This is a genomic window from Candidatus Lernaella stagnicola (genome assembly GCA_030765525.1).
In the GTDB taxonomy this organism is placed as follows: domain Bacteria; phylum Lernaellota; class Lernaellaia; order Lernaellales; family Lernaellaceae; genus Lernaella; species Lernaella stagnicola.
This window is the reverse complement of sequence record JAVCCK010000020.1, coordinates 263,591-286,729: the sequence shown is the minus strand read 5'-3', so window position 1 is coordinate 286,729 and position 23,139 is coordinate 263,591. Positions and strand designations below refer to the sequence as shown.

Below are 23,139 nucleotides of genomic sequence, written 5' to 3'. Positions count from 1 at the left end.
CGTTGAGCGTCGCGCTTTTTTTACGGCGATTCGTTCTTATCTTTTCTCATGAAAGCACCCTCACACCGCAAAGGAGACGGATCGTGAAGATCATCGTTACCGGAGCGACCGGCTTTATCGGCAAGCCGCTGGTTGAATCGCTCGCAGCCGACGGCCACGAAGTCATCGCATTGACGCGCAGCGAACGCAAGGGACGGGAAACGCTCGGCGAATCGGTCACCGTCGCCGAATGGGACGGTGCCACGGCCGCGGGCTGGGGGCACTTGATGGACGGGGCCGATGCCATCATCAATTTAGCCGGGGAGAACATCGCGGCGGTGCGTTGGACGAAGGGGAAAAAGGACCGCATCAAGCAAAGTCGCCTCCACGCAATCAACGGATTGGCCGAGGCGGTGCGGCAAGCGCAGAACAAACCGCAGCTTGTGATTCAGGCCTCGGCGGTCGGGTATTACGGCTCGCGCGGCGAGGAAGAGCTCACGGAAAATTCTCCTCCGGGAAGTGGCTTTTTGCCGGAATTCAACGTCGAATGGGAAAAATCGGCAAAGGTTTTCCGGGACTTGGGTTTGCGCGTGACGTGGTTGCGAACGGGTTTGGTACTGGGTCGCGGCGGCGGGCTGCTTTCGCAATTGACGGTGCCGTTCAAGTTTTTCGTCGGCGGCCCGATCGGCGACGGCCGCGCCTGGGCGCCGTGGATACACTTGGATGACGAAATCGCGGCCATCCGCTTCCTGCTCGCGCGGGAGGATTTGGACGGCGCATTCAACCTGACCGCTTCCCAGCCCGAACGTATGAAGGATCTGTGTCGAACTCTGGGTAAGGTGATGAAACGGCCGTCGTGGCTGCCTTTTCCCGCGTTTGCGGCTCGGGCGCTGATGGGCGAGTTAGCCGACGAATTGCTGCTGGTCAGTGTGCGGGTTTTGCCAAAGCGCTTGGAGGAAGCCGGCTTCGAATTTAAATACACAGATCTTGAAGCCGCGTTGATCGACTTGATGGGTAAGAAGTAACTCCACGCCCAGGCCCGCCGTACTCGTGTCACCGGGACACGGTAAGCCCCGATAAAAAATGGCGGCCCTGCGGCCGCCACACTAGAGAAAAAAGGTCTTACCGAGTTGCGAACGTGCCCCAATCCCCCAACTGGGGAAATCTAGCCCTAATACCTCGTGCGTTCCGTTCGCGGCCTTCGTCGAAAGTTGCTACGCGCGCAGATCACGAAACCTGGCGCAATTGCAGAATGTTACCGTCCGGATCGACAAAAGTAGCGAAACTATATCCGTTCAAGTTCATCACGCCAGTGATGAACGTAACGCCTTTTCGTTCCAGCCCGGCGACGGCGTTTTCCAGATCGTTGACATCGAAGGTGAGAGTTGCCCCCCCGGCGGGGATAATTTCATCTTTTTCCGCCAATCTCAGCCCCACGTGAGCGCCGCAACCCGGGTGCAGCAATTCGGCCCAGCCCACGTCTTGATTGACGTGCACCGGCTTCAGACCCAACAACTCAGTGTAAAAATTGTTGGCGGTGGAAAGATCACTCACCGAAAGCCAAATCAGCAACCCGGTTCCGGCGTTGGACATCGGCGTATCCTTGCTTACGTGGCGGCGCGGCTGTAAGCCACGCGGCGATTTCCAGCAGTTAGTGAAATCTGAATAATACGTAGCCCATCAATCAGAAGTTTGCAAGTGGGAAAAGTGCCCCTAAGGGGCGGTTTTTTCCATATTTGGTGTCTTCGCCGGATACGTGACGCAAATTGTAGTGGAGCCGCTGAGGGGCTTGGATCGCAAAATAACTCAGCAAGCGCTTAGCGCTCGGGTCCTGTTTACTTGACTTGACTCAGGCGGCATGCTAAGCGTTCTTCGATTACCCAACGTCTGGAGTAAACTACGTGTATGCGGAATATTACGGCCTGACGAAGCTGCCGTTCTCTATCACGCCGGACCCTGAATTCGTCTTTATGTCCTCGTCGCACCACGAGGCGCTGGCGCAAATGCTTTACGGCATTCAAGAGCGCAAGAGTTTGATGGTGGTTACCGGCGAAGTCGGCGTCGGCAAAACGACGATGATCTACACGCTGCTTTCGCATATCGAGACCGAAGCGAAAGTGGCCATTCTCTTTGATACCCACGTGGACCCGACGAGTTTGTATCGCTACGTCTTTGCCGATTTTGAGATCGAGGAAAAAGGCGGCGAACGGGCCGAAAATGTGTTGATCCTGCGCAAGTATCTCGAAGCACGCGCCGCGGAGGGCCAGCGGTCGATTTTGATTATCGACGAAGGCCACAACATGTCCGAAGACATCTTCAACGAACTCGTGTTTCTCACCAATTTGGAAACCCGTCACGGCAAATTGCTGCAAATTGTGTTGGTCGGCCAGCCGGAGCTTAAGCTGGTGCTCAACAGCCACAAATTCCGGCAACTCAAGCAGCGGATCAACTTGCGCACGGAGATCCTGCCCCTCTCCTACAAGGACACGCGGGCGTACATGCACCACCGTTTGTCTCAGGCCGGCGCCGAGGACCCCACGGCAGTGTTCTCCGATGACGCGGTGGATCTGATTTTCCGCTACAGCAAGGGTATCCCCCGTTTGATTAACACCATTTGTGACAACGCGCTGTTGATCGGGATGGCCCGCAAGAAGAAAACCATCAATCCGGAATTCGTGCGGGAAACCTACGAAGACCTCATGCAGCTCTCGGAAACCGAAGAAGTGGAAGAACCGGCGGCGCCGATCGACAAGGAAGCGCCGGCGCAACCGGCAGTTGTCGAAAGCAACGATCCCAGTTACCCCCCGGCCGCGGTCGAGGCCCGACCGGTGGAAACCGAAGAGGTTTCCGACATGGACGATCACCGCGAGGAAGTGCGGATCGTCCGGCGGATCATCCAATTGCCGGATGGGCGGCAAGTCGAGCAGAAAGTGCGTAAGATTCGCCGCATTCGCCGGCGGCCGCGTAGCGGCAAGCGCCCGGACCTGCCGGCGGTGGTCGACCTGCCCGATCGCGTGGGTATCGTACGTGTTACCCACAAAGCCGACAAGGAATTGATGCCCGCCGTCATGGGGCAGGACCCCGGGGCGGTACGGCAGTACCACGTGCTGTGGAACAAGTTGAGCAACGATCCGGAGCAGGCATCCCGCCGCGTAATACTGGTCACCAGCTCGGTGCCGCAGGAAGGCAAAACGATCACCAGCATCAACCTGGCGGCGACGATCGCGCAGGAGCCCGGCGTGCGGGTGTTGTTGATCGATGGCGATTTGCACGCGCCGAAAGTGCACCAGGTGCTCGGCATCGAGGAAAGCAAGCCGGGTTTGTCGGAAATCCTGCAAGGCGACATCCCCTTCACGGAAAGTTTTTACAACTACGAGCTACCGCACTTGTTCGTCATGCCCGCGGGCGACGTACCTCAGGACCCCCTGACGTATTTGATCAGCCCGAAGATGTCGTCAGTGCTCGATCAAGCCAAAGGGATGTTTCACTACGTGATCGTCGATTCGCCGCCGATCATTCCGATTCCCGACACCGTGCAATTAGCCGACATGGTCGACGGGGTGTTGGTCGCGGTTAAGGCGCGTGTCACGCCGCGGGAAGTCGTGGCGCGGGCGCTGGACGACCTGTACCAGAAGCCGCTGATGGGCATCGTGCTCAACGATATTGAAGGGCGTTTATCCATGGCCAAGGGCAACGCGTACGGTTATGGATATGGTTACGGGAAATACGGTTATGGATATGGTAAGCCGACGGTGCCACGTTCAGTCGTCAGTGGCGGCGGCAAATCTTAGAAGGAGATCGTGGGTGATGAAGCAGGCGTTTGGCGTATTGGTCGTCTTGGCGTTGCTCTTTTCCGGCTGCGCCACCATTTCGAAATCGACACCGCCGGAGCCGCCCAAAGCCGTGGCCGGTGAGGTCATGGAGCCCGACGTGATCGTGCTGCGCTTTTTGACCGAAGAGGGCGAAGAGTCCCGCAGTCTACGGATCACTCCGGACGGCAAAACGAACTGGGGCTACAGTGGGATCAAGAAAACGCCGTCGGCGGTCAGCGTGTGGGTGGATCGTAACGGTACGTTGATTCCGTATGGCGGCGGCGGCGGAAGTGAGAAGCCGTCAGCAACGGTCGATCCCAACGCCTTCGTGATCGGCCCGGGCGATGTAATCGACGTGAACGTTTGGAAAAACGCGGAATTGTCGCGCGTCGTGCCGGTGCGGCCGGACGGAAACATCACCTTGCCGCTGATGGGTGATGTGCGCGCCGCCGGGTTGACCGTGCCGGATCTCAAAGCGATCTTGACCAAGCGCGTACGCGATTTCATGAAGACACCGCCGGAAGTAACGGTCATTATTGCCGAGGTGCATTCCTACCAGGTTTTCATTGAGGGACAGGTACAAAGTCCGGGTACGTATCCGATTTCAGGAACGACGACGCTGGTGCAACTGATCGCGCTGTCCGGCGGGTTCGGCCAGTTTGCGAATAAGGGACGTATTACGTTGTTGCGGCAAACGGCTGACGGAACGCGTCGCATCGTGGCAAGTTACGATCGCATTATTGACGGACGGTCTCTGGACGTGATTTTACGGCCGGGCGACATGATTATCGTTCCGTAGGCGTGAAGCGGCGGCTGCCGATACTGCTTTTGGTGCTGATGTTGGCGCTGCCCGGCGTGGCGGCGGCGGCCGGTAAAATCTCGCTTTTGCCTACCTTCGTGCTTTTCGGTGAGTGGACCGACAACTTTCTCCTGACGCCGGAAAACGACCCCGACAACGAGAAGATCGACGCCTTTTCGGTGAACTTCCAGCCGGGGCTGCGCTTGCGACACGACACCTACCGCAGTGAGTCGTTTGTGTATTTCGCCGCGACCTTCCGGCACGTGTTCGAGCACGAGGATCAAAGCGGCTGGCCGGAATATTACAACGGCGGGCTCGGTTGGAGTTACTGGATCAATCCGCGGTGGCGCACGACCGTGGGTGACGAGTTGATGTTCGTAACCGATCCGCGCGACCAGCCTTTCTCCGAGGGCCGCGATCTGGAAACCCTGCGGACCGAATCCATCGCCAACCGCATTTTCGCCAGCAGCTTGTGGCAAATGTCGCGGATCGACAACCTGGAAGGCGGCTACGCTTTCGCGACGACCGAATTTCGGGAAGACGATGTGTCGGACACGGTCGAGCACCAAGTGAGCGTCGAATGGGCCCATCAGTTCGCGGCGAATCACCGGTTGTTTGTGTTCTACGCGTACAATCGAGCGTTGTATTCGCCGGATTTCGACTTCCTGCGCCACTATTGGGATGACGAAGTGGCGATGGACCCCGGTTTCCCGACGGCATTGGACGATCCGGCGGATTTCGACACGCACATTCCCGGCGTCGGCCTCGAGTATCTGGCGACCGCGAGCCTGTCGTTCCAGGTGCGCTCGGGTTTGATCGTGCCGGCCTCGGAGCCAAACGGCGTGTACCAACTCGATGAACTGGAATGGTACCAGCGAATGGAAGTGACGCAGCTTTTCTGGCGCATGCGCGCGGGCTTGGTATACAACCGGACCTTCGCCCCGGCCCACGGCCTCGAAGGCGGCGTGGTGACCAACGCGGTCTCGGCGCGGGTGGATGAGCAATGGCTGCGACAACTGGAAACCTACCAGGAAGGCAGCTTCACCAATTACCTGCAGGATGCCACCGACCTCGACGCCTGGCGCGCCACGGCGGCGATCAACTATTACCCTTGGAACTGGTTCGGCGTCGGCGCGGCGTACAATTACCTGGAACAGTTCAGCTACGCGCCCGACGGCGCTACCGATGCGCGAACCGTGGCGCACCGCGTAACGCTGCGGCTCGGATTGACCTCGCCCCGCCCCGATTGGTTATCCTTCTAAACTGGTATGAATTTGCCGGCCGCTTGATCCGTCCCGCCCGACTCAGGGCGGTGAGTACGAGTAGATCGCCTGCCAATTATTCCGTTCGATGAGGGTTTCGTTGTCCGAAAGGGGTTGCGGTTCGTCCGGCCCGGTGGGCGTCAACCGTGCATCGGCTATCGCCTGGGCGATTACGCGGGCGCTCTGGGCGTATCCCGGCCATGTCATGTGGCAGTAATCGAAAAACTGACCCGGATCGATCATGCCGTGCTCGGCTTCTGCCTCAAAATGCGCGGCCAAGTCGGCCAACCAGACGCCGGGCCGTTCGGCGATTTCGCGCACGATTTCGTTATAGCTCGGCTTAGCCCGATTGAGTGGATTGAGCTGCACACTGATACGATACGTGGTTTTCGCCTCGGCGAAGCGTCCCGCGTCAAAGAGGCAGTCACCGATATACTTGGTCGCCCATTGCTGGTTTTCACTTTCGGTCAAGCGTTTGATACCGTCTTGCGTTCGCCCGTCGCGGCACAACATGCGTCCTTCCCGAACGGCCGGTTCCTCCAGCACCTCGCGCGGCACAAAGGACACGCCGTCGTAGCGCAAATTTACAGGCAGCGTGCAAAGCACCAGCGGAATGTCGCCCTTGGCCGCCGCCCGGGACATCACCTGAAGGCTTTCGCGAAAACCTTTCTGGATGTCGGCCGCGTTCGCCTCCTGTGGTGCAAGATAGGGGCGGTCTTCCAAGGGCGGTTGCCCTAGTAATGATTTTTTAAGTAAGCGATAGAGTATCCATCGGTGCATCACCTCGTTCAACGCCGTCGACGTAACCGCGCCCTCGTTGTTGCCCGACGCCACGACGATGATATCGGGGTTTAGGCGACGCACACGGCTCACAATCTGCTTGACGGCGTGGGAGGTCTGGCCGCCCGCGGCGGCGTTGATAACCTCGACGTGGCGGCTCGGGTACATCTCGGAGAGCATGACGCTCAACCAACTGGGGATGCCGCCATAACCCAGTTGCGGCCCTTGTTGGTACACGTAAGGGGTACCCATCATGAAACTGGCGCCGGTACAAACAATCCGTGTTGTGTTAGCGCTTTTTTGCACGGGTACGCGGCTTGCGATCATGCCGTTGCCGCTGATGTGAAAGTTGCCGTCGCGCTGTTCGATCAGTGTGGCCGGAGCATGCAGCACGCGGTCGTCCGGCCGCTCGGTATCGATCGCCCCGCGTGACTCAAGCCATCTCACTATCAGATTGGCAGCCAGAACGAGCACTACCAGGGGTACCAACATGTAAAGGAAGCGGCGTCGTAGTAGGATCCCGATACGGCGGGCGCCGGCCATTAAGTCTTCCTTAACGCGGTCAGCGCGTCGGCCAACGCCGTGAATCGCGTCGGCATCAAACTTTCGGCACGCGCCCCACCGTCGATATCCGCAGCGGCCAGAATCGCTACGGCCGTTTCGGCGCCAAGCCGCGAACTCAGGGAATTGCGCACGGTCTTGCGACGCTGGGCGAACGCGGCGCGCAGCACGGTCTCGAAATCGTCATAACGACGCGGCAATGACGTCTCGGGCGACTGGAAATCGAGCGCCAAGACGGCCGAACGCACCTTCGGCGCCGGTCGGAACACGTGCGGCGGCAAGGCGAAAAGTTTGCGCGGTTTGGCGAACAGCGCGAGTTGCACCGAAAGCGTGCCGTAGCTTTTCGTCCCGGGGCCGGCACAGCAGCGGGCGACAACCTCTTCCTGCAGCGTCAAGACGGCGTGATGCACGTGTTCGCGATGCGCCAGCAGGTGAAAGAGGATGGGGCTCGACGAGTAATACGGCAGGTTGCCGATGACCTGCAGGCGGCCGCCACGCGTTTTCGCCAGCTTGGTCAGATCGACGTGCAGGATATCGTCGTGAACGAACTGAACCCGGTCGCCGAAACGCTCCTGCAAGCCGGGCAGCAGACGGGCGTCAATTTCGACCGCGACGAGGGAAGGAACCAAATCCGCAAGATGTTCGGTGAGCGCGCCGGTGCCGGGCCCGATTTCCAGCACGGTATCGCCGGGCACGACCGGCAGCGCGCGGACGATTTTCGCGGCGAGGTTTTTATCGATGAGGAAATTCTGTCCAAGGCTTTTTTTCGGCGGAATCGACGGCGAATCGCTCACGTTTCGGCCTCGGCCGCGGCCGCGGCATTACGCGCCCGCCGGCGCGTTCGGATCACCGCCCATTTGACGGGGTAGTACCCGACCAGCGCGTTGAGGGTGCCCAAGAGCAGGCCGCCGAGCATCACGGGCGCGGCGACGTCCCATCCGGCGCCGAGCAACTGCTGAAAGCTCGTGCTCGCCAGATCGAATTGGGCGATATCGATGCCGCCGACATACAGCGATCCGAGTTTGTAATCAATCACCACGATCGGAACACAGGTGAACGGATTGCAGATCCACGTGCCGAGAAACATCGCGGGCATGTTGGCTCGCAAGGCCGCCGCCAGCACAATCGCGAGCACCGTGTGCGTGCCCACGGGCATCCACGCAATCCAAAAACCAACCGCGAAGGCTTGTGCGATTTTCTCCGGCGAGCCCTTCAGGCTCACGAAGGTCGTGTAGAACTGGATCCACTTCCTTTTCAGCCAATTCATGCCGGAGCCCCGGAGAGCGTGGCGTAGCTGTTGAGATCAAGCCCGGAACGCTGACCGGCCACGAGGCGGTGATAGCCCGCACCGGCGATCATGGCGGCGTTGTCGGTGCAATAGGCGAGACTGGGCATCACCAGCGAAAGCCCGCGCGCCTCGCACGCCTCGGCGGCAGCGGCACGTAGTCGGCTGTTGGCGGACACGCCGCCGCATATCACGAGTCGCCGGTGTTCGGCTCGTTCCATCGCGGCAGCGCTTTTCGCCACCAAGGTATCGACGACCGCCGCTTGAAAGGAGGCGGCCACATCGGCCAACGGCAGTTTGTCGGGGCCGCCTGCTTGCTCGACGAGGCGGCGCACCGCGGTCTTCAAGCCGGAGAAGCTCATCATTAAATCGCCACTGTGCAGCATCGGCCGCGGCAAATCGAAGGCGCGTTCGTCGCCCTCACGGGCCAGGCGATCGATAGCGATACCGCCGGGGAAATCCAGGCCCAACAGTTTGGCGACTTTGTCGAAAGCCTCGCCCGCGGCGTCGTCAACGGTTTGTCCCAACAACTTCATGGTGAAAAAATCCTGCACTTCGTACAGGTGGGTGTGACCGCCGGATACGACCAACGCCGTGAAGGGGAAATGCGGTTCTTCGGCATCGAGAAACGCGGCAGCAATGTGCCCTTCCAAGTGATTGACGCCTAAGAACGGCAAGTCGCGCGCATAGGCAAAGCCCTTGGCGAAGCCCAGGCCGACGAGGATGGAGCCGACCAGGCCCGGGCCGTTGGTGACCGCCACGGCGTCGATTCCGTCGACCGACACGCCGGCGCGTTCGAGGGCGTCGGCACACACGGCGTCGATAACCTCCATGTGGGCGCGGCTGGCCACTTCGGGTACGACACCGCCGAATCGCCGGTGAAACTCGTTTTGACTGCTTACGATGCAGGAGTGAACGGTGCGCCCGTCGGTGACCACGGCGGCCGATGTATCGTCACAACTGGTTTCGACACCAAGAATTTTCATCGCTCACTTGTTTACAGGAAACCGCGTCCGTCGCCAAGTCACGATTGCCGCCGGGAAATCGCTCTTGACGCTGCGCTCATGGACAGGCATTTTTGAACTGAGGATAAAGGGGAGGCAATGCCGGCAAAACACAGCAAATTGCACTACTTCGGCGCGTCCGAAGAAGAGTATTTCCACAAGGTCGCCGACCGGCGTACGCAATTTGTGCGGCCGCTGGCCATGTTCTTCGTTCACCGCAACGTGCGCTCGGACACGCTGACGCTGGCCAGCTTTCTTTTGTTGGCGTTTTTCTTCTTCCCGCTTTTCGGCCTGGAAAACTACTTGGCGGCCTGGGTGATTCTCATCATCTCGATTCTTCTGGACGGCTTCGACGGTCCGGTGGCGCGGCTGGGGCGCTACGCATCGGACAAGGGCGCGTTGCTGGACATCATGAACGATATTACGGCGATGGTGATCGTAGGGCTGACGGCGATCCACTTCGGCCACGCGGTGCCGTTGTTGGGCGGTCTGTATATCGTCACGTATCTGTACATGATCGTGCTGATCATTGCGCGCAACGTAATGGAGCAGCCCTTTCGTTTCGTATTCAAATCAAAGTACTACTTGTTTATTTTCCTACTGATCAAAGTGCATTTCCATATCGACATTTTGAACTGGTTCCTGCTGGTGTTCAGCGTGTACCAGATTGGCGTAACGATCCAAGGCATGGTGCACCTGCGGCGGACTCTGCCCGGTGTACTGGGCGCCGGTACCCGCACGGCATGGCCGGGTACGGACGTGTTGGCGCGGCGTGAAAAGCAGCTCTCGCGCCGGACCGAACGCCGGATACGCATCAGGGAACATATCCAACGTCTGCGGGGGCGGTTATGATCCTCTTGTACTACGGCATCATGATCGCCGGCGCGCTGGCCATGGTGATCATATTCTTCCTGCATCAGAGTTTTCTGCCGCTGGAACGGGCGGTATTGATCCTGCCATGGGCCGAAGTGGAGAAGGACCGCCGCGCGAACACGGGCGAAGTCACGATGGCGGGCGAGACCATGTGCGTTCGGTACGAGAGCGGCGAGGAACACGAATTTCGCGCCGAGGGACTTCGCGTGTCGCCGGAAGGCGCGGCCCTGGTGCGATTGGGCGACCGGCCGCTGCTGATCGTGCTCGATCGCGGCCGCGGACGCAAAGCATATGTAGTGGACACCGCCCGCGCCGCCGCCAAGGGTGATTTCGACGCCGGGATTTTGGGTTGGTGGAAACACGGCACGGGCACTTGTGTGGCAGCCGCCGGCGCTCATGTCATCGAAGTGCACCGTTGTTACGGACGCGACCGCATCTATTGGATCGATCCCCTGCGGGCCATGGCGGGAAACGCTTTTGGGATGGGCATCGAGCGCACGTTAATCGCCCCGACTCGCAATGTCGACGGTGTGGAATACGTGGATCGGTGCATTTGCGTGGCCCGCGGCGCGCGGATGTGGAAAGTGGAGCTTACCTAAGCGGCGCAGTCGCTTGATCTCCCACGGTTATTTTTGCAGGGCGACCGCCTCGGCGATGTTGAAGGTGTGGTTCTTGATGCGTCGCAGTGAGACCACAACGTCGGAAAAGATCAATCCGGACAACGCGTCGCACTGGCCGCCATCTAGGCGACCGAGATGGTTGTTACGGATTTCATCGGCCAACGCGTTGATGGTTTCGCCGCGGCTTTTCGCTTCGGGCATCAGGGTCGTATCCTGTCCCTCGAAAGCCTCGAGAATGAGATCGAAATATTCGCCGATGTGTCGGCCGATACGCTCAATATCCGCTTTGGCCGCCGTTGTGAAAACCGTTTTGTTCTTCTTGGCGCGCATATAGCATTTGGCCAGGTTTTCGGCAAAATCACCGATGCTTTCCAGTTCGTCGGAGATGCGAATCAATTCACGGGCTTCTTCGCTTTCCTCCCGGGTCAGCGAAGCCTGCAGCAGCCTGGCCAAAAAGATCGAGTATTCCTTTTGCATCTCGTCAACGGAGACTTCCATCGTGAAAATCTCGCGAGCTGCGGTTGTGCGGCCCGATTCCATCAAAAACAAGGCCCGGCCCTTGTCAAGCATTTCCTTGACCAAGCCGCTCATTTTGATGACCTCGCGACGAGCTTGTTCCAACGCGAGAGCGGGCGTTTCAAGGAAACGTTCGTCCACCACAATCAGGTGTTGTTCCTGGGTACCGTGATCGGGTAGCGCCCACGCCACAAAAGCCGCCAGGTATTGGACAAAGGGGAGGAACAGCAGAACGAAAGCCACGTTGAAAATCGTCGTGGCCATCGCGAGATGGGTCATCACGTACGGTCGCGTGCCGTCCGGTGCGAGTAGATTCGGATCATTGGGCACGAGAGCGTCGACGATATCGATAAATCGGTGGAATACGAGCAGCGTCAACAGCACGCCGACGACGTTGAAGATCATATGGGCGCGCGCCGCGCGGCGGGCGTGGACATTAGTGCCTAAGGCCGCAAGTTGGGCGGTGATCGTCGTGCCGATATTCGCCGCCAACACCAGCGCGACGGACGTCTCGAAATCCAATAGTCCGGTCGAACTCATGGCCATGACGATGCCGATGAAGGCCGAACTGGACTGGATGAGCATGCATACGCCTGCCCCCACTGCGAGCGTCAGCATAAGCGAACTCAGGCCGCCGGCGCCGAAGTGATTCAGCCAGACCATAATCTGCTCGGACTCGCGCAACGGCGAAAAGCCGTCTTTCATCAAGTGCAGACCGAAAAAAACCATGCCCAGCCCGTATAGCACCTGACCGTAAAGCTGCGGCTTCTCCCGTTTGGAAAACAGGAACACGAACGCGCCCAGGGCAATCATCGGCAACGCGTATTTCGTCACCTTGATCGCGATAATCCAACCCGTGATAGTGGTGCCGATATTGGCGCCCATAATCACGCCGATCGCCTGCGTAAGGTTCATCAGGCCCGCGTTGACGAAGCCCACGACCATCACGGATGTGATGGAGCTGGATTGAATGACCCCGGTGATGACGAAGCCGACGCATACGGCGGCAATACGATTGCTGGTAAGGAGGTCAATAATGCGGCGGAGGGAATCGCCGGCGATCGATTGGAGCCCGCCGGACATTTGTCGCATACCCAACAGAAACATCCCGAGGCCGCCAGCGACTTTGAACGTGAATTCCAGGATCATGGGAGTCCCTGCGTTGTAGTGCACCGCGCGCAATATCGTTTCAGACGATGTGTCGCAAAAATAAGAGGCATCGCGGCCGGGCGTGATTTTAGCGAAGCCCCCACGCGAGGTCAATAATATATTAGGAAATGGCTAAGAATTAATGAGGATTCCGTTAAAGCCGGAGTCGTCGGACCGGCCGGAGCGGCTAGATAAACAAAACGCCGGGGACTGCATCAGCAGCGCCCCGGCGTTAGTTGGCGTTATTTCAGAGTTTTTACCCCGCTAGCAGCCGCAGCCTCCCCCATCGTCATCGTCGTCGTCGTCGTCGCCGCCCGGCTGAGCGCCGGAAGTATCATCGTCGTCGTCGTCGTCGTCGTCACCGATCGTGTCGTCATCACCGGCGGTATCGTCGTCGCCCACCGGCGGTTCCTGGAAGGCATCGTCGCCGCGGGTGAGTTGCAGCATGTAGTCCCAACTGGCGATATAGTTATCTTCAGTGGAACTGATCGGCGTAATCAGCAGGTGGATGCGGTCGTACGTGGAGCCCAGGCCGTCGATAGTGAATTCATACGGCGCGTCCTTGGTGCTTACGTCGAGCACTTGTGCTTCGATGTCGCCAGCAGCGGTTTCCTTGTATGCCACGAGCAGCCAGTCGGCGCCGTCCAGCGTGATGTCCTCGGGTTGGAACCAGATATTCAATCGCGGATCCGTTTCGTCGCCGTTTCGCACCATGATTTTATGCACGCTGTTGATGTGCGGCTGCTGGTTGCCGTCAATTTCCCACTGTGCGTAGGGGAACGTGGCGACGGTGCGATAATCACCGAAATTCGGGATCACATCGTTATCTTCGAAACTCTCCGCGAGTAACTGTTGAACGAAGTCCACCCAGGCGTTGTCCCATTCCATGTCCTGGTGTTTCAGGTAACCGGCGTTGCCGAACAAGGCGCTCGTGCCCGAACCGTTGACCCAAATTTCGTGGATCGCATCCAACCCGCCGTGAAATTCGTACAAGAACCGGGCCCAAATGACACGCCCGTATTCGTCGCCATTGCCCTGTTTCGTGAGAGATTCGAAGGCCTCCTGCGACCAGCCGTACACGTAGTAGACGTAGTCATTCAGGTCTTCATACATCACACTGGAAGCCCAGGTGGCGGTTCCTTCGATCCACCAAAGGCTGTTTTGGTCGAAGATGTAATAGTTCTCGCCGTTGACGGCTAACGTAAATTGCAACGTGTGGAAAAACTCGTGCGCGCTGACCGATTGAATCGTGCTTTCGTACGCCAACAGATCGGGGTGGAACACGATCAGCGGTTGGTATTCACCGTCCTCGCCCCACTGGCTGCCGTCGTCGTATATCGTGGTGTAGGCGCCGGCGAAGTCGATGATCGGAGCACCGCTGCCGCTGTTGCCGATATACACGTCAACGTAATACGTGTCGGACGCGTAAACGTCGGGATAGTCCCAGGCAACGACTTCCGTGTCCCATATCTCGTCTTCCAGGATCTGGCCCCAAAACTCGATGGTGTCGGTGTCGGCCGCGTAACTGTCACCCCACCGGATGGCGAAGTGTTCGGTGTAGTAGTTGTTGGGAAGTTCGGTGCCGAGCGGATTGTGGCCCAAGGCTTTGCCGGCGTTAAGCGTCACGCCGCGCGGCGTACCCGGCATCATGATCTTCTGCACTTGAGCCCGCACCGCGGCCGAGGCCTGCTGCAGGATTCGCCGCAGTTTCAAGATTTCGGCGGTACCGCACTGGCTCGTCCCGACAAGTTCCGAAGTGCGAATTTTCGGCGCGTTTGCCGCGCGGTGATAGCGCGACTGCAGCCGACTGTTGTCGAACAGCGCAAAGGCGATCTGCAACGCCGCTTGGTCGGCGTCGATCTGTTGCGTTTCGAAGTCGGCTTCGATGGCGTCAACCGACGCAGCGACGTCGAAATCGATCGCCCAGACGGAAGTCGCCGGGATAAGCAGCAGAGCCGCAAAGGCGATCAAAACACTAAGGCGGGAGTACATGTCGCTTCCTTTCTGGAGCCCTGCCGGGCTCACCACCTATCCAATCGGATTGGGGCGCCATTTTACGCGCCTTCCTATTTGAGTCAAACAGACACTCAATCTCAAAATAGCCACGACTTTGCCCGTTGACAACTAAAGTCCACCTCGCTAGTTTTCATTTATTCGAGACTCGAATTATTCGAAGGGTGAAATAAATGACTCCCGCAAATGAATCTTTGTCGGAACGAACTCGTGCTTGCCTGCAATTGCTGGTCGACGAGGGTTTTATCAATTGGGGAAGAGATCGGCAGAATGTCGTGCTGCCGATCCAGGAGGCGGCAACAGTGGAAGTCGTCGGCCGCCTAGGACCGATTTCGATGAGCGAACTGGCCGTCACTTCCGGTATGCTGCCCAACACGATGACCGGTATTGTCGACCGTCTGGTTCAGCGGGGATACCTGCTGCGCGAGCGGGCGGAGCGAGATCGGCGCATTGTGATGGTGGGTCTGACGAAGGTCGGTTTCGAGCAGCTCGAAAAGCACAAAGGATTTTTACTCGATTTTAGTAAGACGCTGCTGGAGCGCCTGGCTCCGAAAGAGCGCGATACGTTGGTGCCTCTGCTGGAAAAAATTGCCGCGCCGTTGACGGCTTTATTGGAAAGGAAAGACGGAACCTAATGCGAACCCTCACACGAATTGTTATTAAGTGGCCGTGGTTGACGATTGCCGTCATCGCCGGAATTACCGTATTTTTTGCGCTGCAACTCCCTCATGTGAAAATCGACAACGAAGTAAAAGAGTTTCTGCCTGAAACCCAGGATGCCCGCCAACAGTATTTTCGTTCCATGGAAATATTCGGTGCGGAGTTCGTGGCGATCATCGGCATCACGGTCGAAGATGGCGGACCCTACGACGATGTGTTTGCCCCCGACATTCTGCAGAAAGTGCAACAGCTAACCGACTGGCTGCAGGAAATCGAGATCGAAGGCAACTTCGAATACACCCTGTGGGTAACGCCTGAAGAGGCGGAAACGATCATTGCCGAGCGTGACGGCAATCCCTGCACTCCCGAACAGATCAAGCGCGTGGAAGAGGCCCTGCCCCCCGAGGACGTGGACGGCATGGTCAAGATGTGGGTCTGCAAGGCGCCCAAAAAAGCATTCCTGGGCGATGTGCAAAGCCTGGCGACCATGGACGTCATCTACGATGAGACGCTGCCGCCGCTGGAGCCGGGCGGTGAACCTGAACACCGGTTGATGGTCGAGAACCTGTGGGAGTCGCCGCCGCAAACGCAGGAAGAAGCCGACGAAGTGCGGCGTCGGGTCAAAACCTGGTCGCTGTACGAAAACAACGTCGTATCGGGACCGGACCCCAAAACCGGCAAGATGAAAACGGCGGCCGTCTACGCCTTTATCCCCGAAGGCGTAACGATCGATTTCACCAACGAGTTCCAGCGCCGTATCGACGACAAGCTGGCCGAAATGGACAAGCCCGGCGACGGCCTCATCTTCCGCTCCGGCGGCATCCCGATGATTTCGGTTTGGCTCGGTCGCTACCTCCAAAGCGACCTACGCCGCCTGATTCCTTTCGTTTTGGCGGTGATACTGCTCGTGCTCGTGGTCAGTTTCCGCAAACCCATCGGCGTGGCCATGCCTTTTATGACCGTGATTTTCGGCACGATCTGGACGGTGGGGCTTACGCCGTTGATCGGCATGTCACTGTCGCTGGTAACCAGCGCCATACCAACGCTTATCACGGCGGTCGGCAGCGCCTATACCATTCACATTATCCACCATTTCCTTGAGGGGCGCCGCGCCGGCGTGGACAAGCGCGAAGCGATCGTGGACACGATGGCCAAAGTGGGCCTGGCTGTGGTCATGGCCGGCCTGACGACGGTCGGCGGTTTTCTCTCGCTGACAACCAGCACCGTCATTCCCATCAAGGACTTCGGTTTTCTGGCCAGTTTCGGCGCCTTGGCGTGCTTGCTGATCAGCATTACTTTCGTGCCCGCCTGGCTGGCGGCCTTCGGTAAGAATGCCGCCCCGGCGTCCGCCGCCGGAAAGGCTCACGACCCGTCCAAAGGACCGCTGGGAGCGGTGCTGGGCGGCTTGGGCTATTTCGTCAGCCGGCGACGGCGCACGGTCGCAGTGATCTCTTTGGTGACCGGCGTGATCGTGCTGGGGCTGGCGATGCGCGTGTCAGTCACGAGCAACATGATCGAGTATTTCAAGGCCGACAGCGAAATCGTTCAAACCGATAAATACCTGCAAGAAGCTTTGGGGGGCACAAATACTTTCTATGCCATGCTTGATGGCGGCGAGCCGAACTTTTGGAAAAACCCGGAGCAACTGCGGAAGCTCGACGAACTGGAACAACATGTGCGCGAAGCGTTTCCCGGCCATGTCGGCAAGACGATGTCGGTAAACGACTTCGTCAAGAAGATGTGGCAGACGCTTTCCTACGACGCGCCCGATGCCTACCGCATCCCCGAAACACGCCAAGGCGTTTCCGACACCCTGTTCCTGTTCTCGCAAAAGAGCGACGCTCTTGAATCGGTGATCGATTTCGACTACCGCCGCGTGCGGCTTTCTTTCCGCGTCACCGACGGCCGCACCCACATAATGCGCGCGGTCAAACGCGAAATCGCGTCGTGGATCAATCAGAATTGGCCCGAGATGGCCGGTCGCCCGGCGCCGCGCGTGTCGTTGGGACAGCGGCTACTGGAAACGGCCGGGCTGGTCGAGCCTTCGCCGCGGGTGCTGGATTCAAGGTATAGCTTTTCGGGTGAAGCTTCGATTCGTGAAATCGTCGACGGCTTAATCGTCGTGGGCCAGATGCGATCGGTGGCGTTGTCGCTGTTGGTGGTCTTCTTCCTGGCGGCAATCATCTTTCGCAGTTTCGTCGGCGGACTATTGGCCGTGGTACCCGCGGCGTTGGCGGTGCTGGGCAACTTCGGCATGATGGGTCTGACGAACATTCCGCTGGACGTGGGTACGGCGTTGATTGCCGCGGCGGCGGTCGGTATCGGCATCGACTATGCGATTCACTACATCAATCGATATCGTCAAGCGCGCGAGGAAGGCAACGGCCGCCTCGACTCGGTCGTGGTGACCCACCTGACGAGCGGCAAGGCGATTGTGTATAACGCCGTAGCGGTCGCGCTTGGCTTTTTCGTACTGACGTTCAGCAACTTCAATCCGATGATGCGCATGGGATTGCTGACGGGTTTAACGATGATCTCGGCGAGTTTGATTTCGCTGACGATCCTGCCCGTACTGTTGATTTGGCTGCGCCCGGGCTTTATTCGTAAAGTGGCGAAAACCGAAACTGAAAAATGACGACTGAAAGGAGTCTTACAATGAAATTTCGTTGGTACCTAACGGCTGTGGCCTTCGCGCTGGCGTGGATGGTTGGCTGGGCTTTCGCGGCCGATCTGACGCCTTTTGAAATTGCCAAGCGTTCACTCGAACTCGACAAGACGCCGACCAAGGTGACGCAATACAAGATGACGGTGACCACGAAAAAGGGCCGCAAGCGCGTCTACAAGTTCACCACGTGGGACAAGCAATACGCCGATGGTTCCAAGAAGCTGATCCGTTTCACCGAACCGGCCGACAACAACGGCACCGGCCTGATGACTTGGGAGAAAAAGGGCGCCGACGACCTGCAGTGGCTCTATTTGCCCTCGCAGAAGAAGGCACGCCAATTGGCGCAGGCCGACAAGAGCGACCAGTTCATGGGTTCGGATCTTTTCTTCGAGGACATGGGCACGCAGTCGGCGGAAGACTTCAACCACACGTTGATTTCCGAAACCGTATACAACGGCAAGCAGTGCTATCTGGTGGAAAGCTCCCCGAAACCGGACGTTAACTCGGCCTATACGAAGACGCGGTCACTGATCGACGTCGATAATTTCGCGCCTTACAAGCTGGAGCTTTTCGGCAAGGGCGGCAAACTGATCAAAACGATCGAATCGAAGAAGATCGAGCAGATCGACGGAATCTGGACGCAGTTGTACATCGTCGTGACCAGCCAAGGCGGCGGTCGCGCGAAAACCGAAATCAACATCGAACAGCGCGAGTACAACGGCGAAGTTCAGGACCGCTTTTTCACCAAGAAATTCCTCGAAACGTATTGATCGCATCGCGGCGGGCGGGCGCCCGACGGCGCCTGCCGCAGCCCGCGAAGGAGAGCCAATGCAGCGCTGGGTAACCCTATCCTTTCTGATAACATGCCTTTGCCTCTTCGCCGCCGCCACGGCGTGGGCGGGCGACATATCGCTTTCGGGATCGCTGTCCAACGAGTCGCGCCTGCGCCTGAAACAAAACGACATGCCCGACGAGATGGACTGGGACTTCACCACTGTGATGACGACCGCCAATTTCATGCTGCGCGCCCGGGATGAGGAGCGCCGCGGTCGGTTGTTCGTCGACTTGGACCTGCGCTACGACCCCACCGGCGTGTTTGACGAAACCCAAGACATGGAATGGCGGCTGCGCGAAGCATACGGCGGTTTCTACTCCGAATATGCGTCATTCGAAATCGGCAAGATCATTTACGCCTGGGGCATGGCGGATGAATTCAACCCGACGGATCTGCTCAATCCGGAAGACTTGCGTTGGGTCATGAGTATGGGCAAGCGCGAACGTAAGCTCGGCGTTTTCTCCTCCAATCTGACGTTGTCCTACGGCGATTTTTCGCTGCAGGGCGTACTCATGCCGCTTTTCGAGCCCAATATTCTGCCGGACGCCGATAGCGATTGGCTGCCGTGGGAACTGGGCTTGTTTTACGGCCTCGTCGACGCGTTCCCGGGTTTCGTCGATTTTCAGGCGCAGCATGTGCCGGACATGTCGATCCAGAATGCCGACCGCGCCGCTCGTTTTCGCGGCATGGTCGGTCCGGTCGATTTTTCGCTCGTTTGGTTCGACGGCTTCGACGACCTGCCCTTCTACAAGGTCAAGATCGATATCGACGCCGAAGGCTTGGTGACCGGCGCCAAGCCGCTCACCTTGCGCGAGTCGTATCAACGCTACCAGGCGTACGGCGGCAGTCTCGCCTTCACCGCAGGGAGCTTCAGCTTCCGCACCGAGGGCGCGTATTACACGCCGCGGCAGTACAACGCGGGGATCGACCCGTCTTTCTTGCTGGTGGACGACGTCATCGCCGCCTATCAGGCGCTCATGCAGTTGCGGGACTATGATTGGTATGTGGAATCGCCGGCCTATTCGGTCGTCGGCGGCGTCGATTGGCGCGACGGGACGTGGCTTTACGTGAACCTGCAATACGCCCACAGCCAGATCCTCGAATACGAGAAAGCCAACATCTACAACGAGTACGAGGGCAACGTCACGGCGAAGTTGCAGACTCTTTGGTTGGATGAGGATCTCGAAGCCGGGTTCGATTCGGCCTACAACGTCTACCACAATGACTGGTACATGCGGCCTTACGTTGGGTATCGATGGACGGTTGCTCTAAAAACCGAGGCGGGTGTCCGCCTGTTCGGCGGCGAGCCCGAAACGCGCTTCGGCGATTACAACTACAACGACTTCGCTTATTTGAACCTGGAATACGGCTTCTAAAAAATCGGGCGGCCCGAAAGCCGCCCGATTTGGTTATCTTTTCGTTCCGGCTATTTCATCGCGTACAGCGACTGCGCCGTCATGAAATTCTCAGCGTTGGTAATCGCCAGTTCCGCCTGATCACGCATCCCCGGCGCCACCTCGTCCACGATGTAAATGAAATTCGGATCGGTAATCAGCGCCGCCGCTTCTTCGGCGTTCAGTTCGACTTCGGCCTTCTTCCCGCTGCGGCATTTGATGGTAACGGTCGTCGGATAGTAGACGATGCCGACGAACGCGCCGATCAAGCCGTTAACAAACGAGATCTCGTTGTGAATCGTTGCGTTGCCTGAGGGGCAGAGCTTCTTTACGTCCACTGTGTCGTCGCCGATGATGCCGAATAACCAGTGCGAGTGCCATTTGCTGTACACCGTTTGTCCCGAAGTTGCTCCCTTGCCGACATCAAAGGTGTGTTTGAAACAACCCGTCGTAAACAGAGCAATCACGGCTACAACCAACACAATCAGCACAAACTTTTTCATACGATCCTCCTCTTACCTATGTGGATATCTTGTGATGGCACCGTAGACCGGCACCACACCCAATGCAAGATCGAAACCCCTTTGCAAAAAGGCGGCGTGTTTTCGTTGGGTGAGACCGCCTCTAGAAAATCGGCTCCAGACCAAGGCGACGGGCGATCACCAACTTTTGGATTTCGCTGGTGCCCTCGCCGATTTCCAGCAAGCGCTGGTCGCGGAAGAAACGCTCGATCGCATATTCCTTCATCAAACCGTAACCGCCGTGGATCTGCACCATGTCGTAGGCGATGTCGCGGAAGATTTCCGAACAATACAGCTTGGCCATCGCGGCGAGTTGCCCGAAGGACTGGCCGTTTTCGCGCTGCCAGCACGCTTTGTACAGCAGCAACCGCGCCGCTTCGATGCGCGTGGCGGCCTCGGCCAGCTTAAAGCTGTTGACTTGAAAATCGCCGACGCGCTTGCCGAACTGCTTGCGCTCCTGCCCGTAACGCAAACCCAGTTCAAACGCGCCCTGCGCCCCGCCAAGGCCCATCGCCCCGATGGAGAGACGGCCGCCGTCGAGGGTCATCATCATCTGCTTGAAGCCGTCGCCGCGTTTGCCCAGGAGGTTCTCTTTCGGGACACGGCAATCTTCGAAGTAGAGTTCGCCGGTATTGGAGGAACGCCACATGAGCTTGTTGTGCATGGTTTTGGCGACGAAGCCGGGCGTACCGTTGGGCACAAGGATGCAGCTCAGTTCCGGGCGGCCGTCGTCGCGCCTGCCGGTAACCACCTGTACGACACACACGCCGCTTATCTCCGAGGAGGAGTTAGTGATGAAAATCTTACTGCCGTTGATAACCCACTCGTCCCCGTCGAGCACCGCGTTGGTTTTGGAGGCCGACGCGTCGGAACCGGCGTTGGCTTCGGTGAGACCGAAGCTGGCGAGGATCTCACCGGTGCACAGTTTCGGTAGCCAGGTTTTCTTCTGCTCGTCGTTGCCGAAGTAGTAAATCGGGCCGATACCCAGCGAGTTGCCCGCAGCGATGGTCGCGGCGGTGCTGCCGTCCACGCGCGCGATTTCCTCGACGGCGATGATGTAGGACACGTAGCCCATGTTGGAGCCGCCGTATTCCTCGGAGACGAACATGCCGAACAAGCCCATTTCGCCCATCCGCCGCGCGAGATCGACAGAGAACTCTTCCTTCTCATCCATCTCACCGGCGAGGGGTGCGATTTCCTTCTCGGCGAAATTTCGAACCTGGTCGCGCAAAATACCCTGCTCTTCGGATAACGCAAAATCCAGCATAACTGTCTCCTTTGGATGTATCGGCTGCACGTCGAATTCGGCTCGCTATTCTAAAAGGCAAAGCGGCAGCGGGGCAAGGCGGGTTTAATCGCCGCGCACGTCGCGCTTTTCCAAATCGGCGACCACTTCGCGATATCCCTCGACGAAGCGTCGCACGATCTCGGCCACCGGCGGGCGGTCGTGGATCAGCCCGGCGACTTGGCCGCACTGCATCGACCCCCACGCGACATCGCCGTTCAACGTGGCGTTGTGGCTGCGTCCCACGCCGATGAAAGATTCGATTTCCTGCACGCTTTTGCCCTCGATTTCCATCTGGAGCACGGCGGCAGTGAGTTCGTTTTTGATCGCCCGCACCGGGGCGCCGAAACGCAAGGTGAAGGTCGTGCCGGTTTCGTCGATATCCAAAAGCTGCTGGATATAATCCGCCGAACCACTCGCTTCGGCCGAGGCAATCAAACGCGTGCCGACTTGAATGCCCTCGCACCCCATCGCGAAAGCCGCGACCATCGCCCGGGCATCGGCAATGCCCCCGGCGGCGATGACGGGAATCGATACCGCGTTGGTTACGGCGGGCCACAATACGAGGCTCGCCACCTGATCGGGCGACAAGTGACCGCCGCCTTCGGCGCCCTCAGCCACGATGAGGTCAACACCCGCGTCTTCGCATTTCTTGGCGAGCCGGGCCGAGGGGACGACGTGCGCGACGACGCCGCCGCGTTCCTTGATCAGGCCGGTTAGCTTTTTCGGGCTACCCGCGCTGGTGAAGAAAATCTTCACGCCCATGTCCAGGCCGAGCCGCACGATTTCTTCCGCGTGCGGATATAGAAGCGGAATATTGATGCCGAACACGCCGTCGGTGCGGCGGCGCACTTCCTGGATCGCAGCCTCCATCCCGGAAGGTGTGTGGCTGCCCCCGGCCAAGAGGCCCAGGCAACCCGTCTCGGCCACGGCGGCACACAAATCGGCGTTGGACCACCACACCATCCCGGCGCCGATTATCGGATACTTGATGCCGAACAATTCACATACGCGATTCATGCTTGCTCCTCGGGTTGAAAAACGCCCTCAACAAAGCAGACAAGGCGCTTTCCGTCAACGGTCCGGCGGCGGCGGGCCTTGAACCGTGCCTCAAAACGCCTTTACG

The 23,139-nt window shown here is 58.7% G+C and carries 20 protein-coding genes; 10 read left to right on the top strand and 10 right to left on the bottom strand.

The features are described from left to right. The first annotated feature begins 83 nt into the window (after positions 1 to 83). The gene (locus tag P9L99_09935; GenBank protein ID MDP8223668.1) at positions 84 to 1,004 is read left to right on the top strand and encodes a TIGR01777 family oxidoreductase; all 921 of its coding nucleotides are present in this window, start codon (positions 84 to 86) and stop codon (positions 1,002 to 1,004) included. Positions 1,005 to 1,206: 202 nt separating this feature from the next. Here the strand turns inward: P9L99_09935 and P9L99_09930 are convergent, their stop codons facing one another. Beyond that, positions 1,207 to 1,572 (bottom strand): VOC family protein, encoded by a 366-nt coding sequence (locus P9L99_09930; GenBank protein ID MDP8223667.1) that lies wholly within the window; start codon positions 1,570 to 1,572, stop codon positions 1,207 to 1,209. A 308-nt stretch (positions 1,573 to 1,880) separates the two neighbouring features. Between P9L99_09930 and P9L99_09925 the strand changes: the two genes are divergently transcribed. The 3 genes from P9L99_09925 to P9L99_09915 are packed head-to-tail and all read left to right on the top strand — an operon-like array spanning position 1,881 to position 5,852. After that, a complete protein-coding gene (locus tag P9L99_09925) occupies positions 1,881 to 3,770 on the top strand; it encodes a polysaccharide biosynthesis tyrosine autokinase (protein MDP8223666.1) in 1,890 nt (629 codons plus the stop codon). 16 nt (positions 3,771 to 3,786) lie between these two features. Next, a complete protein-coding gene (locus P9L99_09920) occupies positions 3,787 to 4,590 on the top strand; it encodes a polysaccharide biosynthesis/export family protein (GenBank protein MDP8223665.1) in 804 nt (267 codons plus the stop codon). Between the two features lie 2 nt (positions 4,591 to 4,592). After that, positions 4,593 to 5,852 carry a hypothetical protein gene (locus P9L99_09915; GenBank protein ID MDP8223664.1) on the top strand — a complete coding sequence of 420 codons (1,260 nt, stop codon included), beginning with the start codon at positions 4,593 to 4,595 and terminating at the stop codon, positions 5,850 to 5,852. A gap of 42 nt (positions 5,853 to 5,894) precedes the next feature. Here P9L99_09915 and P9L99_09910 read toward each other — a convergent pair whose 3' ends face one another. Genes P9L99_09910 through tsaD form a run of 4 tightly spaced genes read right to left on the bottom strand, consistent with a single transcriptional unit; the run spans position 5,895 to position 9,464 of the window. Beyond that, positions 5,895 to 7,175: an SGNH/GDSL hydrolase family protein gene (locus P9L99_09910; GenBank protein ID MDP8223663.1), complete on the bottom strand. Its 1,281-nt coding sequence runs from the start codon at positions 7,173 to 7,175 to the stop codon at positions 5,895 to 5,897. Beyond that, positions 7,175 to 7,987 carry a 16S rRNA (adenine(1518)-N(6)/adenine(1519)-N(6))-dimethyltransferase RsmA gene (gene rsmA, locus P9L99_09905; protein ID MDP8223662.1) on the bottom strand — a complete coding sequence of 271 codons (813 nt, stop codon included), beginning with the start codon at positions 7,985 to 7,987 and terminating at the stop codon, positions 7,175 to 7,177. The genes P9L99_09910 and rsmA overlap by 1 nt, the downstream gene beginning before the upstream one ends. Continuing rightward, a complete protein-coding gene (locus P9L99_09900) occupies positions 7,984 to 8,460 on the bottom strand; it encodes a DUF2062 domain-containing protein (GenBank protein ID MDP8223661.1) in 477 nt (158 codons plus the stop codon). Before P9L99_09900 ends, rsmA begins: the two co-directional genes overlap by 4 nt. After that, a complete protein-coding gene (tsaD, locus tag P9L99_09895; GenBank protein ID MDP8223660.1) occupies positions 8,457 to 9,464 on the bottom strand; it encodes a tRNA (adenosine(37)-N6)-threonylcarbamoyltransferase complex transferase subunit TsaD in 1,008 nt (335 codons plus the stop codon). Before tsaD ends, P9L99_09900 begins: the two co-directional genes overlap by 4 nt. Before the next feature lie 117 nt (positions 9,465 to 9,581). Between tsaD and P9L99_09890 the strand changes: the two genes are divergently transcribed. Both P9L99_09890 and P9L99_09885 read left to right on the top strand, forming a co-directional pair. Beyond that, entirely contained in the window at positions 9,582 to 10,334 is a 753-nt protein-coding gene (locus P9L99_09890; GenBank protein MDP8223659.1) for a CDP-alcohol phosphatidyltransferase family protein, read from the top strand. Continuing rightward, positions 10,331 to 10,954: a hypothetical protein gene (locus P9L99_09885; GenBank protein ID MDP8223658.1), complete on the top strand. Its 624-nt coding sequence runs from the start codon at positions 10,331 to 10,333 to the stop codon at positions 10,952 to 10,954. Before P9L99_09890 ends, P9L99_09885 begins: the two co-directional genes overlap by 4 nt. A gap of 27 nt (positions 10,955 to 10,981) precedes the next feature. On the opposite strand, the gene P9L99_09880 is transcribed toward P9L99_09885, so the two are convergent. Together P9L99_09880 and P9L99_09875 are read right to left on the bottom strand one after the other, a co-directional pair. Further along, complete coding sequence (locus P9L99_09880; GenBank protein ID MDP8223657.1) at positions 10,982 to 12,640, bottom strand: Na/Pi cotransporter family protein; 1,659 nt, start codon at positions 12,638 to 12,640, stop codon at positions 10,982 to 10,984. 264 nt (positions 12,641 to 12,904) lie between these two features. Beyond that, a complete protein-coding gene (locus tag P9L99_09875; protein MDP8223656.1) occupies positions 12,905 to 14,632 on the bottom strand; it encodes a hypothetical protein in 1,728 nt (575 codons plus the stop codon). Between the two features lie 194 nt (positions 14,633 to 14,826). Here P9L99_09875 and P9L99_09870 point away from each other — a divergent pair, with 194 nt between their 5' ends. The 4 genes from P9L99_09870 to P9L99_09855 are packed head-to-tail and all read left to right on the top strand — an operon-like array spanning position 14,827 to position 20,189. Then, positions 14,827 to 15,288, top strand: coding sequence for a MarR family winged helix-turn-helix transcriptional regulator (locus P9L99_09870; GenBank protein ID MDP8223655.1), 462 nt, complete (start codon positions 14,827 to 14,829; stop codon positions 15,286 to 15,288). After that, complete coding sequence (locus tag P9L99_09865) at positions 15,288 to 17,948, top strand: MMPL family transporter (GenBank protein MDP8223654.1); 2,661 nt, start codon at positions 15,288 to 15,290, stop codon at positions 17,946 to 17,948. Before P9L99_09870 ends, P9L99_09865 begins: the two co-directional genes overlap by 1 nt. Before the next feature lie 20 nt (positions 17,949 to 17,968). After that, on the top strand, positions 17,969 to 18,748 hold the full coding sequence (locus P9L99_09860; GenBank protein ID MDP8223653.1) for an outer membrane lipoprotein-sorting protein: 780 nt from the start codon (positions 17,969 to 17,971) through the stop codon (positions 18,746 to 18,748). A 58-nt stretch (positions 18,749 to 18,806) separates the two neighbouring features. Further along, positions 18,807 to 20,189, top strand: a complete 1,383-nt coding sequence (locus P9L99_09855) for a hypothetical protein (protein ID MDP8223652.1) — start codon at positions 18,807 to 18,809, stop codon at positions 20,187 to 20,189. Positions 20,190 to 20,239: 50 nt separating this feature from the next. On the opposite strand, the gene P9L99_09850 is transcribed toward P9L99_09855, so the two are convergent. The 3 genes from P9L99_09850 to P9L99_09840 form a co-directional block, all read right to left on the bottom strand. Continuing rightward, a complete protein-coding gene (locus P9L99_09850; GenBank protein MDP8223651.1) occupies positions 20,240 to 20,710 on the bottom strand; it encodes a hypothetical protein in 471 nt (156 codons plus the stop codon). Positions 20,711 to 20,831: 121 nt separating this feature from the next. Continuing rightward, positions 20,832 to 21,995 (bottom strand): acyl-CoA dehydrogenase family protein, encoded by a 1,164-nt coding sequence (locus P9L99_09845; protein ID MDP8223650.1) that lies wholly within the window; start codon positions 21,993 to 21,995, stop codon positions 20,832 to 20,834. 84 nt (positions 21,996 to 22,079) lie between these two features. Next, positions 22,080 to 23,033: a DUF561 domain-containing protein gene (locus P9L99_09840; protein ID MDP8223649.1), complete on the bottom strand. Its 954-nt coding sequence runs from the start codon at positions 23,031 to 23,033 to the stop codon at positions 22,080 to 22,082. Between the last annotated feature and the right edge of the window lie 106 nt (positions 23,034 to 23,139).